Annotated in this window: 15 protein-coding genes; 8 read left to right on the plus strand and 7 right to left on the minus strand. The window is 40.0% G+C overall.

Going from position 1 to position 14895, the window contains the following annotated elements; all coding sequences use genetic code 11:
* Positions 1–81: 81 nt before the first annotated feature.
* The 4 genes from IQ244_RS31020 to IQ244_RS31035 all read right to left on the minus strand — a co-directional run bounded on the left by IQ244_RS31020 (position 82) and on the right by IQ244_RS31035 (position 2826).
* Complete coding sequence (locus tag IQ244_RS31020; protein ID WP_228059272.1) at positions 82–261, minus strand: glutathione S-transferase N-terminal domain-containing protein; 180 nt, start codon at positions 259–261, stop codon at positions 82–84.
* Between the two features lie 67 nt (positions 262–328).
* Positions 329–505 (minus strand): hypothetical protein, encoded by a 177-nt coding sequence (locus IQ244_RS31025; RefSeq protein WP_193900514.1) that lies wholly within the window; start codon positions 503–505, stop codon positions 329–331.
* 92 nt (positions 506–597) lie between these two features.
* The gene (locus tag IQ244_RS31030) at positions 598–1722 is read right to left on the minus strand and encodes an aryl-sulfate sulfotransferase (protein WP_193900515.1); all 1125 of its coding nucleotides are present in this window, start codon (positions 1720–1722) and stop codon (positions 598–600) included.
* A gap of 66 nt (positions 1723–1788) precedes the next feature.
* A complete protein-coding gene (locus tag IQ244_RS31035) occupies positions 1789–2826 on the minus strand; it encodes an NADP(H)-dependent aldo-keto reductase (protein WP_193900516.1) in 1038 nt (345 codons plus the stop codon).
* Between the two features lie 1053 nt (positions 2827–3879).
* Here IQ244_RS31035 and IQ244_RS31040 point away from each other — a divergent pair.
* From IQ244_RS31040 to IQ244_RS31050, 3 genes are all read left to right on the plus strand, one after another.
* Entirely contained in the window at positions 3880–4134 is a 255-nt protein-coding gene (locus tag IQ244_RS31040) for an RRXRR domain-containing protein (protein ID WP_193900517.1), read from the plus strand.
* A 243-nt stretch (positions 4135–4377) separates the two neighbouring features.
* Positions 4378–5499, plus strand: a complete 1122-nt coding sequence (locus IQ244_RS31045; protein WP_193900518.1) for a sulfonate ABC transporter substrate-binding protein — start codon at positions 4378–4380, stop codon at positions 5497–5499.
* 158 nt (positions 5500–5657) lie between these two features.
* Positions 5658–6473, plus strand: a complete 816-nt coding sequence (locus IQ244_RS31050; RefSeq protein WP_193900519.1) for an NADPH-dependent oxidoreductase — start codon at positions 5658–5660, stop codon at positions 6471–6473.
* Positions 6474–6760: 287 nt separating this feature from the next.
* Here the strand turns inward: IQ244_RS31050 and IQ244_RS31055 are convergent, their stop codons facing one another.
* Positions 6761–7162 (minus strand): fasciclin domain-containing protein, encoded by a 402-nt coding sequence (locus tag IQ244_RS31055; protein ID WP_193900520.1) that lies wholly within the window; start codon positions 7160–7162, stop codon positions 6761–6763.
* Between the two features lie 766 nt (positions 7163–7928).
* Between IQ244_RS31055 and IQ244_RS31060 the strand changes: the two genes are divergently transcribed.
* Positions 7929–8414 carry an allophycocyanin gene (locus tag IQ244_RS31060; protein ID WP_193900521.1) on the plus strand — a complete coding sequence of 162 codons (486 nt, stop codon included), beginning with the start codon at positions 7929–7931 and terminating at the stop codon, positions 8412–8414.
* Between the two features lie 514 nt (positions 8415–8928).
* On the opposite strand, the gene IQ244_RS31065 is transcribed toward IQ244_RS31060, so the two are convergent.
* The gene (locus IQ244_RS31065) at positions 8929–9309 is read right to left on the minus strand and encodes a hypothetical protein (protein WP_193900522.1); all 381 of its coding nucleotides are present in this window, start codon (positions 9307–9309) and stop codon (positions 8929–8931) included.
* A 554-nt stretch (positions 9310–9863) separates the two neighbouring features.
* Between IQ244_RS31065 and IQ244_RS31070 the strand changes: the two genes are divergently transcribed.
* Entirely contained in the window at positions 9864–11762 is a 1899-nt protein-coding gene (locus tag IQ244_RS31070) for a chloride channel protein (RefSeq protein ID WP_193900523.1), read from the plus strand.
* A gap of 81 nt (positions 11763–11843) precedes the next feature.
* Here the strand turns inward: IQ244_RS31070 and IQ244_RS31075 are convergent, their stop codons facing one another.
* Complete coding sequence (locus tag IQ244_RS31075) at positions 11844–12260, minus strand: AbrB family transcriptional regulator (RefSeq protein ID WP_193900524.1); 417 nt, start codon at positions 12258–12260, stop codon at positions 11844–11846.
* Positions 12261–12696: 436 nt separating this feature from the next.
* Between IQ244_RS31075 and IQ244_RS31080 the strand changes: the two genes are divergently transcribed.
* The 3 genes from IQ244_RS31080 (at position 12697) to pyrR (ending at position 14752) form a co-directional block, all read left to right on the plus strand.
* On the plus strand, positions 12697–13140 hold the full coding sequence (locus IQ244_RS31080; RefSeq protein WP_193900525.1) for an Rrf2 family transcriptional regulator: 444 nt from the start codon (positions 12697–12699) through the stop codon (positions 13138–13140).
* A gap of 27 nt (positions 13141–13167) precedes the next feature.
* The gene (gene cbiB / locus IQ244_RS31085) at positions 13168–14127 is read left to right on the plus strand and encodes an adenosylcobinamide-phosphate synthase CbiB (protein ID WP_228059273.1); all 960 of its coding nucleotides are present in this window, start codon (positions 13168–13170) and stop codon (positions 14125–14127) included.
* An 88-nt stretch (positions 14128–14215) separates the two neighbouring features.
* Positions 14216–14752, plus strand: coding sequence for a bifunctional pyr operon transcriptional regulator/uracil phosphoribosyltransferase PyrR (gene pyrR, locus IQ244_RS31090; protein WP_193900527.1), 537 nt, complete (start codon positions 14216–14218; stop codon positions 14750–14752).
* The last annotated feature ends 143 nt before the right edge of the window (positions 14753–14895 follow it).

Here is a 14895-nt window from a genome sequence, read left to right on the forward strand (position 1 = left end):
TTTCTGCAATGTGCTGCGCTTAACCGCATGATCCAGTTAGGTAAGCCCGACTCTTATAAAGTCGAAGACTAATTCCTCTCCTTACTTCGGATTGGTGTGTCCTTTTTTCCTTTCATGCAACAAAGCCTCTGTGAATCCTACAGGCTTATTCTGCAAATCAATCTCTATCAAATCAAAGTCGATGCCCTTTTCTTGCAGTACCAGACGAGAACGGTGAGCAAAAGGACAAACGACAGCACTATATATTTTGACTTCAGCCATGTTGACGTTCCTTTGTGAATAGGATTTTTTAGACGGCTTTGAGATGCTTTCATCCCACATCTGTTAGTTAGGCAAAGACAGAAAAACTTTCTTCCCTCCTGCCTTCTGCCTCCCTTACAGCCCTACCGTGTACACACAAGTCAAAAATTTTCGTGTTCAACCACATCCCGCCTAGAACTAAAGTTCCAGGCTCATAGCCAAAGTCCACAAAGCGTGGACTGGAAGACATTTTTGGTTGAGTCATCTGAAGATGACTTGCGCTATGAGACTTGGAATTCATTCCGAGGTGGGACAGATGCACTCAATGAACATTTATTTGTGTGTACACCGTAGCCCTTACAGCCAAGGCACTTCTTCAGGTGCGTAACGGAAGGCGCGGAAGACGGAATTCTGTTCCCCACGAGCTACCAATGACTTCTCACCAGGGACATTACGAACTGCAAAATGCGGGTTGACGTATTCCCAAACTATTTCCCCTTCTCTAGTCACCTCAAATATGCGGCCGTAAGCACCTTCGGTAATCAAAGTATTGCCATTAGGAAGGCGTTGCGCTCCTGATATGTATGAACTGAAGAAGTTGTGAGGTGGACTATCTGTGTACTCCCAAACGATTTCTTGAGTTTGACGGTTCACTTCAATCACACGAGAGAAATTCAATGCTGTGTGACGACGATGTGCGCCGTTATCAAAAATCAAGATGTTGCCGTTAGGTAATTCGTTAGGAAAATGTTGCTGTGCTAGTACGTCATCCCCTAGTGTCCAGATGATATTTCCAGTTTGGCGATTGATAATAGCAACTGTGGAAATGTTACGGAAGCTCACGATAATATTACCGTCCGCCAGTTCGCCGACAGTGTTCCCGTGAGTCCATTCATGTCGTTGATCTTGGGGAGTAATGATAAACTTCTCTGGGTCAAGGTGTTCGTAGGCGTGCCAAGTCCAGACAATCTCACCAGTAGGAGTCACTTCATAAAGTACATCAGCATAGATATCACCATCTGCTTCTGTTCCAGCGACACCGCCTTTGATGCGAGGAACCAGAGATTGGGGAATCTTTTCAATGGCTAATAAAATCACATTCCCATTGCTGAGTTTGCGTCCATCGTGATGATGGTCTGGATGTTGATATTCCCAGATGATATTGCCTTTGGGGTCTACTTCTAAAACCACACCACCTTTAAACGCCGACCAAAGGGGAAAGCGTGGGGGAATTTCTGGTGTCTTACCGTTATAGAACAGATTGCCATTAGGTAAGAGATAACCATATAACCCTGGCGGATAAGGCAGATTCCATTGATGTACTACTTCCCCTTGCAAGTTCAAAAGATATACTTCTCCATCACCTGTCAATGGCGTAAAAAGTGTGTATCCCTTGTAAGCCTTCTCAGGATTATATGCCTTTAAGCCAGTACCTCGACGACGGATAGTATTTTGTTCAACAAATGTTGTGGCGATCGTCATGTTCCACCTAGGAAATTACTAGTTTTTGAGTTCAAATAGCAGAATTACTGTATTTACTCAGTACTGTTAAGGCGCTGGATTGGGATATTGAGTATTAATTGCATCCAACTCTGCCAAAATTTCTTTGCTGAGAACTAAATTCACACTTTCTAGATTTTCTTGGAGTTGTTCTAGAGTTGTTGCACCAATAATTGTGCTAGTCACAAACCAACGACTCCGCACAAATGCTAAAGCTAGTTGTGCCGGACTAATTTCGTGGCGTTTGGCTAGTTCTACGTAAGCTGTTACTGCTGCGGTAACTTGTGGTTTAAGGTAGCGTTGACCAAAGTTTTCAAACAATGTAATTCTTGTATTTTCTGGTTTGCCGTTGAGATATTTCCCAGTTAAAAAACCAAATGCTAAGGGACTGTAAGCTAATAAACCAATGTTTTCGTAATAAACTGCTTCAGCTAAAGCTCCATCAAATACACGATTGAGTAAGTTGTAAGCATTTTGAATGGAGATAACTTTTGGTAATCCTAATTGTTTGGCAGCATTACTAAATTGGGTGATTCCCCAAGGAGTTTCATTGCTTAAACCAAGATAACGAATTTTTCCTGATTGAATGATATCAGCAAAAGCTTCTAGTTGTTCTACTATCGGAACGGATGGTTTTACTTGAGTGGGATCAAAGATTGTCTGACCAAAACGTGGTACGTAGCGGTCGGGCCAATGAATTTGGTAAAGGTCAATATAGTCTGTTTGTAATCTTTTGAGACTATCATCTACAGCTTGTTTAATGTTATCACGCTCAATGGCATCTGCTCCCCCACGTAGCCATTTAAAGCCGCGTCCTGGGCCAGCTATTTTCGTGGCGACAATAACTTTATCTCGTTGCTGATGTTTTAACCATTCGCCAATGTATGTTTCTGTGAAACCATAAGTTTCTTCTCTAGGCGGCACTGGATACATTTCCGCAGCATCAATGAAATTAACCCCATGAGCAATAGCATAATCTAGCTGTTGATGGGCTTCTTTAATACTGTTTTGTCGCCCATAAGTCATAGTACCAAGGCAAATTTCTGAAACTTTTAGGTCACTTTCACCTAATTGATTATAGCGCATATTTTTGGGTCGTTTATTGATGATTAAGCTGCAAGAATTTTACTAAAATCTTTTGCTTTTTTGACGATTATTAGCTTTTTAATTTAATGATTATCTGGGGAATCATGTCAACTGTTGATATTTTGCTATTTATCAAGTAAATAACATATAAATAAACCTGATATATTTTTACTTAATTGACGATACAAATCTGTTGAGTTGACAACATCAACCCAAGTCTAAAATTTGCTTTTGCCAGCTTCAGACAATGGCTTTTATGGGATTATTTGTGCAAGCTTATTTTTTAAAATACTATAAATCGGTCTACTTACCGTAGATTATACCAGAAAGTTATCAAGATACTTCAGTTACAAAAGTTTATATATCCTGCGTGTGATTGCATCTTGTACCAGCTACTTGATTGCATAAAAGTCAGATAAGTAGAACGGTGAAAATAAACCGAACTATGTAACGAAAAGTAAAGTGGCTTGAAAACCTCTTCCCTCCTGCCATAACGACAATTTTTAAAACCGACTTACTTATGGTTATTGAGCATGATGCAGTTGACTTTAGTGTTCTCGGATCACAACACTCCGTCAATTAGCTTGCTTTTTCGATTTGTCTGTGTTAACTTTTCCTTGTACTCTATACAACGATAAGTCGCTCGATAAACCGTTGTTTAAGGACACGATATCACAGCTAAATGGGCGGTAATTCTAAGAGAGTGCTGGAGTTCACCTCTAGGCTCTCATCTTTCTTCTACAGAGTATTTAGTATGCTACATCACACAGATAGCAAAATAACTTGTAGATGACTCCGCATCTGGAGTAACTAGTACAGGTCGGCGTAAATAAACAGACCACACTTCGACCAAACTCAGTGACCATCTGGAATTGCGAAAAGGCTCGTGGTATCACTATTACTTCTTTTGACTTTTGACTTTTGCCTTGTTGTACTAGGCTATCGATGGAGAAATGTAACCCGAAAAAGATGCGATCGCACTTTTGTGCGTCAGAGATGAAATAAATCACTGCGATCGCTTATTAACTTGACCTGACACTATATTTGTAACTCATGACTAAAGTTTTAATTCTTGATGCAGATCAACAACCACTATCTCCAGTACGTATCAGCCATGCCAGAACATTGTTATCTCAAGGTAAAGCCGCTGTTTTCCAACGATATCCCTTCACAATTATTTTGAAAGAGTCTTTTTCGCAAATTAAGCCAGAGCAACTCGGCTTTAAACTTCAACCTAGTACTGTGACTGCCAGAAAAAAGAAACCTGGAATTGATATTAGCCTCTTTTCCAAGCGGGGTAATCGATAACGCAGAAGTAACAGAACTCTGAAATCTTTGACAAACCGACAGATATAAGCAAATTTCAGACTCCGCCAATTATTTATTCTGGCTCCTAAATTCTGAATCTTCTTCCATGATTTTTACAGCGGAGAACAGGGGAGATCTAAAAGTTATCACTCCTGATATTTTGTCAACCTCCCCTAATTTAATAGTATACAACTGTAACTCTATAGGATTATAGTATTTGAAGATATTTGGAGAAACATTTGGATGCTTAACTTGATTTATCGCCACTTAATTGCTAAATGGCGATCGCTGATTAAATTTATTAATATTTCCTGGCAGAAATCACCCAAGTTCCGTTTTCAGCCTGGGTCTTTACCCATAGCAGGCGCTTTTATTACAGGTCTTTGTTTGAGCTTAATATTTACAGCTTGCTCCGCACCTTCTAATGTGAATTCTGCCAATGGTAACAACAATCCAGTTAGTGATACTGCACCAAAAGAAGCTAAAGTTGTCAGATTTGGCTATCAGAAATCACTGATTTTACTGAAGGCTAAAGGGGTATTAGAAAAGCGGTTTGCGCCAGAAGGAAAATCAGTCGAATGGATTGAATTTCCCGCAGGCCCGCAACTACTAGAAGCAATGAATGTGGGCAGCATTGACTTTGGCCATGTAGGAGAATCACCACCAATATTTGCCCAAGCCGCAGGTGCCGCATTGACTTACGTTGCTGGTATTGCTCCTAGTCCAGCAGGTTCAGCAATTCTTATTCCAGAAAATTCTGCAATTAAGCAACTAAGTGACCTAAAAGGTAAAAAAATTGCCTTTCAAAAAGGTTCTAGCGCTCATTTATTACTAGTGCAAGCTCTGCAAAAAGGGGGAGTACAATATAGTGAAATTGAGCCAAAATATTTACCACCCTCGGATGCAAGGGCAGCATTTGTAAAAGGTAGTGTAGATGCTTGGGTAATTTGGGATCCGTTTTATGCAGCAGCCCAACAGGCAACTAATGCGCGTGTTCTTATTGATGGTACAGGCATTAATAAACAAGGCGGATATTATTTAGGAAGCCGCAAGTTTGTAACTGAAAATCCCAAAACTATCAAGGCGATTCTCGAAGAAATTCAAAAACTAGAAGAATGGTCACAACAGAATCGGGAAGAGGTAGCAAAAACTCTTGCACCTGTACTAGGCATTGATTTAGAAATCATGCAAAAGGCAACTAGTAGACGTAGTTTTGGCATAGTACCAATTGATGATAATTTAATTAATTTACAACAACAAGTTGCAGATACTTATTATCAATTGAAATTGATTCCCAAACAAGTTAATGTCAGAGATGCAGTATTAACTAAAGAACAGTATGCTGCATTTTCCCCAAAGGTTTAATCTAGATTGAGTAAGTTGCTGAAAAATAGCAGTGGTCATGAGGAATTAGTATACTTCTCTGTTACAGTATTCTCAATAATTGTCAGGTAGGCAATGAGTTTTTAGCTAAGGTATTGCCTACCCTACAAAAGCTTTATCTTGTAGACTTCATACTTTCTATGAGCAATCCTACAGAACTATTAAGATCGCGTTACGGTGAACTTCCTTTTAATTCAGAAATTGATTGGAATGAATCACTGACAACATTGTTATCACACCGTTCCATCCGTTCTTATCTCAGCGATGCTCTCCCGCCAGTAACACTGGAAATACTGGTGACGGCGGCGCAGTCTACTTCTTCTAATCTGCAAACTTGGAGTGTGGTAGCAGTAGAAGATCCCCAACGTAAAGAAGAACTATCAAAGTTGGCGGGAAATCAAGCACACATCCGACAAGCACCTTTATTTTTGGTGTGGTTAGCAGATCTAGCGCGTCTGAGTTACGTTGCGGATAGTCGCGGCATCGCCCATGAAGCGCTAGACTATTTAGAAATGTTTGTGATGGCAACTGTTGATGCTACCTTAGCAGCCCAGAATGCAACGATCGCAGCTGAATCTTTAGGCTTAGGAACAGTATACATTGGTGGCATTCGCAACCATCCCGAAGAAGTAGCAGCTATTCTCAATTTACCTTCCTCTGTATATGCGGTATTTGGGTTGTGTGTGGGTTATCCCAATCCCGAAGTGAATGCGGCAATTAAACCGCGTTTACCACACTCAGCAGTACTGCATCGAGAAACTTATAAATTAGCAGGACAAGATGAAGCGATCGCCCACTACAACGACATCATCAAACAGTTCTATACTGAACAACAGATGAACATTCCTGGCGATTGGTCACAACATTCATCTGAGCGAGTTGCTACAGCAGAATCTTTACGAGGACGCGATCGCCTACGGCAAGCTTTAAATAATCTCGGTTTTCAGCTACGCTAAAAAATAATTCACGAGTCACAATCAATAGACATCTCCAGAAATGATGTAAGAGCGAACAGCCTACGCGCAACGCAGAATTAATTGTAGGAGATGTCTATTACTTCATTTTCAAAATTTCTGGCTGATTATTTCCCAATTTATTCCCTAATATTCAATTCCTGACTCTCCCTGAAAATATAATAATAGATAAAATTTTTGCATAAAATACATCTAAAAGTATGTGGGGTAGTGACTATTTATTTATAGTCACTACCCCACATATTCATCATTACTATCTAAGCATTTACTTAGGCAGGAATTAATACAGTATCAATAATGTGAATGACACCATTATCAGCAGCAACATCTGCTGTAGCAACAGTTGCATCATTTACCTTGACACCATTAGAAACATCAATTTTCACATCAGAACCTTCAATTGTAGTGGCTGATTTTAGCTTAACTACTTCACCTGAAAGTACCTTGCCTGAAACGACATGATAAGTCAGAATCTTTTTGAGTTTGGGAATATCTTTTAGTAATGTATCTACTGTTCCTTCTGGAAGTTTAGCAAATGCTTCATCAGTAGGTGCAAAAACAGTAAATGGCCCAGCACCTTTGAGAGTATCTACCAGATTAGCAGCTTTGATTGCAGCAACTAGGGTATTGAAAGAACCAGCCTGAACGGCGGTATCAATTATGTCAGCCAAGGTTTTTACCTAGTTTGTGGAATCTATTAGTCACTATAGCCTACTTTATAAAAAATAGTATTTCTTGTTACAGATTTATCTCATAGATTAAATTGAAAGCAGCATAATTACTGACTGTATTTTATACAAAAAATCTAATTTGTTTTTTTGCTTTCCTACCTAATTAATACCAAAAAAGATAATCCGTAAAAAAAGTAAAATATAACTGCTATACTAAACAGGTGAGGTTAAAAATAATCTACATATATAGTCGTAGAAAGTAGCAACCACATTAAGAGGATTACAACCAATTTTTAAGCCTCTGGCTGTCATAAAAGTCTGGAATATTTGGGAAATTCAACCTAATTAGAGCCGATTTTCAGACATTAGTTTTTAGGATAAAAAACTGTCAAATCTAAATTTTAGCAAGCAACATATATCTAAGTACTGCCCATCAATATTGGGTAAATTTGAAAGCAGTAAATACAATTTTTATTCAACTTAAAAAAGGCAAAAATACCTAATTACATAATTCATATCCAGAATTTAAACTCTGCACATTGAATTCGGTGAATTATTGAACTTAGATAACTGAAAAAGTCTGTTTGTCTGAATGTTAGGCAAATTCTTGTCCTAAGTTTCATCAGCACAAAATAATTACTTTTTCGCTGGCAAGTGTCAATTTCTAAGTCTTGATTCAAAAAAATAACCCTCTTAACTAGTAGCTGTTTCTAGGCTGACTAGTAATTGTAACGAACATAATTTCATTTTTTAAGGAGTCTTTATAATGAGCCTGATTGTCAAGTCAATTCTCAACGCAGATGCGGACGCTCGCTATCTTAACCCCGGAGAACTAGAGCCGATTAAAAGCTTTGTCAAGAGTGGTGAGCGCCGTCTGCGGCTGGTTCAAAATTTAACGGCAAATCGCGATCGCATAGTTAAGCAAGCTGGAAATCAGTTGTTTCAAAAGCGTCCAGATATTGTTTCACCCGGTGGTAACGCTTACGGTCAGGAAATGACTGCTACTTGCCTGCGTGATATGGATTATTACCTGCGTTTGATCACTTATAGTATCGTCGCTGGTGATAGCACACCAATCCAAGAGATTGGAGTCATAGGCGCTCGTGAAATGTATCGGTCTCTGGGTACTCCAATTGAAGCGGTGGTGGAAGGTATTCGCGGAATGAAGAGTGCCACTATCTCGATGATGTCAGTAGAAGATTCTAACGAAGTCAATGGTTACTTTGACTACCTTATTGCTAGTCTTCAGTAGTTGATGGTTTCAACTGTTACTTGAGTTAACACTACATAGGAAATTCATTATGTCTAAAGAAAAAAAGGGTAATAGAGAAGTCAAAAAACAAAAAAAAGATCCTCAGAAAAAAAAGGAGAAGAAAGACCCAAATAGATATGATGGGTTAGGTCAATAACTAGAGTAGGGGACAGGTAATAGTTGACAGGTGACAGAGTTAAAAGTCTTATGTTATCTAGTTTTTATCCTTTACCAATGTCCTACATAATATGCCTACGGCTATATACAGGAATCATATTTGATTTTTGAACGAGAATAGTAGGCGATCGCTCCCTAAAAGGCAAACGGCCGTACCCTGTGGAAAGGTGTAGCCTATGCTCTTACGTAGATTTTTGGAATTACTAAACATAGATACCCGACTGTTTTGAGCAGTCGGGTATCTTGTTTTTCATGAATGATTTCGGACTAGACCATTATCAAGAATGTTATCGTCACTCTATCAAATGTTTTTGCACCCAGTACCTAATCAACGTTCCTAATCCAGATTCCTTTCTTGAAGTCTTTCGTTTTGAGGTAGTACTGACTCATCGTGGTTGGTGTGTTGCTGAGTTATGGCGATCGCACCTAATAAAACTGCACTGCCAAGTGCTAGAGTAAGCAAAGGTCGTTTAAGAGGCAGAAAATCCCTGATGATTCTGGCAAAAGGGCTGCTTTGGCGGCGTAATGCCGAAGCCAAGATCATTTGCCTAAAAGTAAACGGATCGCGGACATAATGACCGCTGCGACATACTACTAATCTTTCCTGGCAATAGGGACAGGTAAACAAACCTATATAAGCCTTGATGGGTTTGGGTCTAGCATTTCTTTGGCAAATTGGGCAAGTAACATAATGATTATCAAAGATGGGTGTATTCATTTACCTTGTCCGCCTAGTCCATCTACTCGCTCTATAAAAATAGTTATATTGAATTTCTGAGTAATGCTTAGTAGGCTTGCTAGTTAGAGATAACAACCTTAGCCAAAGGATTTGGAATTTGGAATTGACTCCGACCAATAGGGGTGGAGTATAAACCAAAAAAATCTAAACTTGGCATAGTCAATCATCTTTCCAGTGTTCTACCAGGAATAACTCAATGGCCGCAACACGAGTATAGCTAGATTTAAGTGAAGATGACTGCTGTTTGTTGCTCCCATATAGTACATCTACTCAATTCATCGATACTGTATTTTATCTATAGAAAATTGGGAAACCGCTAATTTGTACCATACCAGCGATCGCAGACCATTGAATATTAATTTTCTTTCACATACTTGTGATCACAGAAAATTTTCACCCAACAAATTTTTTTAATCAAAGCTTTATAAATTCCAGCAAATCTAAATCACTTGTCTGGTTGATAAATAATGACTCACAATGAGAAGTAACAGATAAATGATTTAAATTTTTTCTTACATTTACCCCAACCTTCAATGACTCTCTTGCCTCCCACCAACTTAAGGAAGGTAATGGAACAACCTGCATTTCCTACACCTTCTAACCGTTTAACACATCTGATTAACCGTTTTCAACCCACACCGGAAACCGTTGTGCTGTTTTTAGCCATACTGATTGGTGGTGGTACTGGCATGGGTGTAGTGACATTTCACTATTTAATTGAGTTAATTCACCATCTCATGCTCGAAAATCTGATGAGTGTGATTGGTGCTTGGGGCGGCTGGACTTTAGCCTGCGTTCCTATTATGGGTGGATTAATTGTTGGCTTCATGCGCTGGCGCACTCAAGATTTTGGCCCTGGTTTATCATCTTTAATCGCCGCTTCCCAAGGAACAGTAATTAAGCGACCCTTAAGACCTGTCACCAAGATGATTGCTGCTTCTGTTTCTTTAGGAAGTGGTGCTTCTTTGGGGCCAGAGGGGCCGAGTGTGGAAATTGGCGCTAATTTTGGGATGTTGTTGTCGCTGATTCTCCAAGTTTCTCAAGAACGCCAGCGGTTACTTTTAAGTGCGGGTGCAGCAGCAGGATTAGCAGCCGGATTTAATGCACCGATCGCTGGGGTATTTTTTGCTTTAGAAGTAGTTATGGGGGCGACATCTTTTGCTACTTCGGCGGTGAGTGTAGTGCTACTAGCCGCCGTTGTGGCGGCGTTAATTGCCCAAATTGGCTTGGGAGCGCAACCAGCTTTTGCTTTACCTGTCTACCAAGTCCGTAGCCCTCTGGAATTACCTTTGTATCTCGGCTTGGGTTTGGGAGCCAGTCTGATTTCTCTAGCTTATACAGAATTAATTCGGTTAGCTAAAGCTTGCTTTGCTGGCTCAGTTCCTGGGTTTGGGTTTTTCAAACACATTCCTAAAGCAATTCATCCAATTATTGGTGGTGTGGTTTTAGGGCTAGTGGCTTTGCAATTTCCACAGATTTTAGGTATTGGTTATGGTACTGTCCAAGCCATGCTTCAGGATGTGGAGTTTTCGCTAAATCTGTTGGTGGCTTTGCTAATCGTCAAGTTATTGATGACGGCTATTAGCGCTGGGAGTGGTTTTGTCGGCGGTTTATTTGCCCCAGCGATGTTTTTGGGCGCTTCCTTTGGCTCGGCTTATGCCAAAATTTTGTGCCTTATCGCTCCGGGAATTGACGCATACATGGCGGCTCCCCCAGCCTATGCAATGGTGGGTATGGCTGCGGTACTGGCGGCTAGTGTCAGAGCGCCGTTAACGGCGATTTTAATGCTGTTTGAACTCACCCGTGATTACCGCATTGTTTTACCTTTAATGGCTGCGGTGGGTTTGAGTGTGTGGTTCATTGATCAAATTAAACCAAATATTAACTCTAACTCGAAACTTCAACAATTTGGTTTAGCTGATTTGAAAGATGAGCAAGCAGAAATTGTGCAGGAAATTTTGGTGGAAGATGCTGTACTTTCTTGCCCAAAAAAATTACCTGCAACTTTAGGATTGTTAGAAGCGGCGATGGAGATGGCCCGCGATCGCACACGCAGTGCTTTAGTAATTAATGAAGCCGAGCAATTGGTCGGGATTATTTCTTTAGAAGATATTAATCGCGCCCTGACCCGCTGGAAAAATTACCAAAATTCTGCTACAGAAATTTCGGGCGAATTATCTAATCAAACCCTCTTAGATATCTGCACCACTGAAATTCTTTATGCTTGGCGGGATGAACCTTTATCTGAAGCTTTAGATCGCATGGCTTTGCGTGGTTTGCATCAGTTACCAGTGGTAGCTAGAGACAACCATGAGCGAATTTTAGGTTTATTAGAAAAAGAGCAAATAGCCTTAACCTGCAATTTGGCCTTCACCCGCAAAACACTCCATCAATATATTTTTAGCCAAAAGTCATCGGTCAATGGTCAATAGTCATTGGTCAATAGTCATTGGTCATTATTTCGACAGCAATTATTGACTTTTGACTTTTGACTCTTGACTCTTGACTATTTATTAAGCTGTGGCTTCTACTTCTTCTAGATCAGCTTCTCTTTCTTCTGGATCTACTTGACGCAGACGAATGTGCTTCTTCCCTAAAGTGATCAGAAATTCGTCACCTGGTTTGAGATTCATCTGTTTTGTGTAAGCTGAACCAATCAGTAAGTTACCGTTGGATTGTACGCTAATGCGATAGCTGGCACTGCGTCCACCACGTCCATTTGCATTGGGCGCACTATCTAATTGAATACCTTCAGCATCAATGAGAGCATTCAAAAATTTCATCATATTGACACGCTCTATACCATTTTTGGTAACGGTATAGTAGCCGCACTCCTTAGCTTTTTCTTCTTTGCTAAGGTTCTCTAGCTCTTTGACTTTCTTGAGCAGATCTTCCCCCACGAGGGGTTCAATTTTTTTCTGTTTAGGCATCAACTTAGATGGAAAATGAATGGTTGAAGTAGTTGAATCGATTTTATATTAGCTGAGGTTGAGTTGATAGGAACAAAATCCTTTAGTTTTTATATCAACCTAGCCAAGTATATTACAATCCTAGCCAGAATTGTTGCACAATTATCAATAATGTCAAGACAATCTATTGTTTAGATATCGACAATGCTGATTACTATATATAGTTTGTGAAAAACTGCTAAACTGTACTTGTTTAAGTTTTTTAAACTAAGGCAAAAAAGTTTAGCTACTCAGTCAGCTTGCTTCTGGGAACATAAAATGATAAGCAAACCTGATCTTTAGTCAAAAGCACATAGTCCACAGTCAAAGGCAAAATTTATTTATGAGTATTTTTTTAACTTTTGACTTTTGACTATTGACCATTGACTTTTGACTATGGATTCTTGACTAAAAAATAATGAAACTAACTACCAAAGGACATTACAGTGTCAAGGCATTGCTAGATTTAAGCTTACAGCCAGATTATGGGCCGGTATCTGTAAGAGCGATCGCCCAACGTCAAGATATTCCCGCACCTTACCTAGAAAAATTGCTCATAGAAATGCGTCGTTCGGGGTTAGTTAAATCAATTCGTGGCAGTATTGGAGGATATCAACTAGCAAGAAAACCCAGAGAAATCTCCATTGGACAAATATTAGAAGCCGTAGGTGAAACCATTACCCATGTTCCTGACCGCCACCCAAAACCAATTCAGGCAGAAGATTGGGTAACATACACTCTCTGGCAAAGACTCAATCAAAAACTTAAAGAAGCTTTATACAGTATTACCTTGGCAGATCTCTATTACGATGCCCGCAGTTGGCAAGCATCATTAGGAGAAGAAGCAAGTTTTGTAGTTTAGTCAATAATGACAAATGACAAAGGGCTAATGACATTGATCATCGCGGCAATTTTAGATTTCTTAATAGGTGATCCTTGGGGTTGGCCGCATCCAGTCCAAGTGATGGGATGGGTGATTTCTCGCCTCAGCAAATTTTGGTTGCGGATATGTCAAAATCCCATAACACAAAAAATTGCCGGAATTTTGCTGGGAATAATTTTAATTATTGGTAGTGGTTGTATCGGTTGGTTAATAGTTCAACTTGCCAGAGAGTTACATCCAATATTGGCAGTAGTCATAGAAAGTATTATCCTTGCCAGCTGTTTTGCGTTACGGAGTTTACGAACAGCCACCACAGATGTTTTACAACCCTTAATTGCGGGCAATTTATCAGCAGCGCGTCAGGCTTTAAGTAATTATGTTGGTCGAGATACCCAAAACTTATCAGAAGCAGAAATTTTACGGGCTGTTTTAGAAACCGTCAGCGAAAATGCCACCGATGGAGTGATGGCCCCGCTTTTTTATGCCGTTGTTGGTGCTTGTATACCAAACTTAGGTGCAGTTCCTTTAGCTTTGGCATATAAAGCCAGCAGTACCTTAGATTCAATGGTGGGTTATAAGGAAGCACCTTACACTTATTTAGGTTGGTTTAGTGCGCGGTTAGAAGATTATTTAACTTGGCTACCTTGTCGTTTAACTGTAATAACCTTGGGACTGTTATCAGGTAAACCATTATCTGTTTGGCTGATATGTCGCAGAGATGCCATTTTAGACCCCAGCCCCAATTCTGGTTGGAGTGAATGTGCTTATGCGGCGATTTTGGGTGTGCAGGTAGGAGGGACAAATTGGTATCGAGGTGTAGCCAAAGAAAAACCATTATTAGGCGATGCCATTTACCCTATTACACCGATGACAATTCATCAAGCGTTGCAACTCACTCGCTATAGTTTTTTATTGTGGCTAGGAATTGCGATCGCTATACTATTCTTGCTCCCAAACAGGTCATGATAAAAGTAATAAGTCAATGGTCAATCATCCATAGTTTCAGTTGACCATTGACTATTGACCATTGACTATTGACCATTGACGATATCTTATGTGTGCAAAAGTAGTTGAAATTCTCTCATCAGAAGACTTGCGGCGTACCTTAACCCGCCTGGCTTCGCAAATTGTCGAACGGACGCGTGATTTATCCCAACTAGTACTTATGGGTATTTATACTAAAGGAGTACCCATAGCAGAATCATTGGCACGCCAAATTGAGGCACTGGAAGGAATCAATGTGCCAGTGGGAGCCTTGGATATTACTTTTTATCGAGATGACCTTGACAAAATTGGCTTGCGGACTCCTGCCAAAACCAACATCCCCTTTGACCTGACCGGAAAAACCGTTGTTCTGGTTGATGACGTAATTTTCAAAGGGAGAACCATTCGCGCGGCTTTAAACGCTGTTACTGAGTATGGTAGGCCAGAAATCATTCGTTTAGCGGTGTTAGTAGACCGAGGTCATAGAGAACTGCCAATTCAAGCAGATTTTGTTGGGAAACAATTACCCACAGCAAAAGAAGAAGTAGTCAAAGTTTACTTACAAGATTTGGATGGCAGAGATGCGGTGGAGTTAATTGGAGATTAATTATTTAGAGAACCTTTACAGCAGTTCCGGCTGTTATGAGGTACAGTAGCAGCAAGTAGCAAACCAGTTTCTTAAATGTTGAGGATTTATTAAGTCGAGTGCAACTGATATTAGTTTATCAACCATTTCTGTTGTAGTTGGAG

The organism is Nostoc sp. LEGE 06077, assembly GCF_015207705.1.
Taxonomy (GTDB): Bacteria; Cyanobacteriota; Cyanobacteriia; order Cyanobacteriales; family Nostocaceae; genus Nostoc_B.

Bases quoted from the DNA above. Each gene is read 5' to 3' on its own strand.
- IQ244_RS31050 (WP_193900519.1), top strand. From the start codon at position 5,658: ATGAGCAATCCTACAGAACTATTAAGATCGCGTTACGGTGAACTTCCT.
- IQ244_RS31035 (WP_193900516.1), bottom strand. From the start codon at position 2,826: ATGCGCTATAATCAATTAGGTGAAAGTGACCTAAAAGTTTCAGAAATT.
- IQ244_RS31080 (WP_193900525.1), top strand. From the start codon at position 12,697: ATGAAACTAACTACCAAAGGACATTACAGTGTCAAGGCATTGCTAGAT.
- cbiB (WP_228059273.1), top strand. From the start codon at position 13,168: ATGACATTGATCATCGCGGCAATTTTAGATTTCTTAATAGGTGATCCT.
- IQ244_RS31020 (WP_228059272.1), bottom strand. From the start codon at position 261: ATGGCTGAAGTCAAAATATATAGTGCTGTCGTTTGTCCTTTTGCTCAC.
- IQ244_RS31045 (WP_193900518.1), top strand. From the start codon at position 4,378: ATGCTTAACTTGATTTATCGCCACTTAATTGCTAAATGGCGATCGCTG.
- IQ244_RS31025 (WP_193900514.1), bottom strand. From the start codon at position 505: ATGACTCAACCAAAAATGTCTTCCAGTCCACGCTTTGTGGACTTTGGC.
- IQ244_RS31030 (WP_193900515.1), bottom strand. From the start codon at position 1,722: ATGACGATCGCCACAACATTTGTTGAACAAAATACTATCCGTCGTCGA.
- IQ244_RS31040 (WP_193900517.1), top strand. From the start codon at position 3,880: ATGACTAAAGTTTTAATTCTTGATGCAGATCAACAACCACTATCTCCA.
- IQ244_RS31070 (WP_193900523.1), top strand. From the start codon at position 9,864: ATGACTCTCTTGCCTCCCACCAACTTAAGGAAGGTAATGGAACAACCT.
- IQ244_RS31075 (WP_193900524.1), bottom strand. From the start codon at position 12,260: ATGCCTAAACAGAAAAAAATTGAACCCCTCGTGGGGGAAGATCTGCTC.
- IQ244_RS31060 (WP_193900521.1), top strand. From the start codon at position 7,929: ATGAGCCTGATTGTCAAGTCAATTCTCAACGCAGATGCGGACGCTCGC.
- pyrR (WP_193900527.1), top strand. From the start codon at position 14,216: ATGTGTGCAAAAGTAGTTGAAATTCTCTCATCAGAAGACTTGCGGCGT.
- IQ244_RS31065 (WP_193900522.1), bottom strand. From the start codon at position 9,309: ATGAATACACCCATCTTTGATAATCATTATGTTACTTGCCCAATTTGC.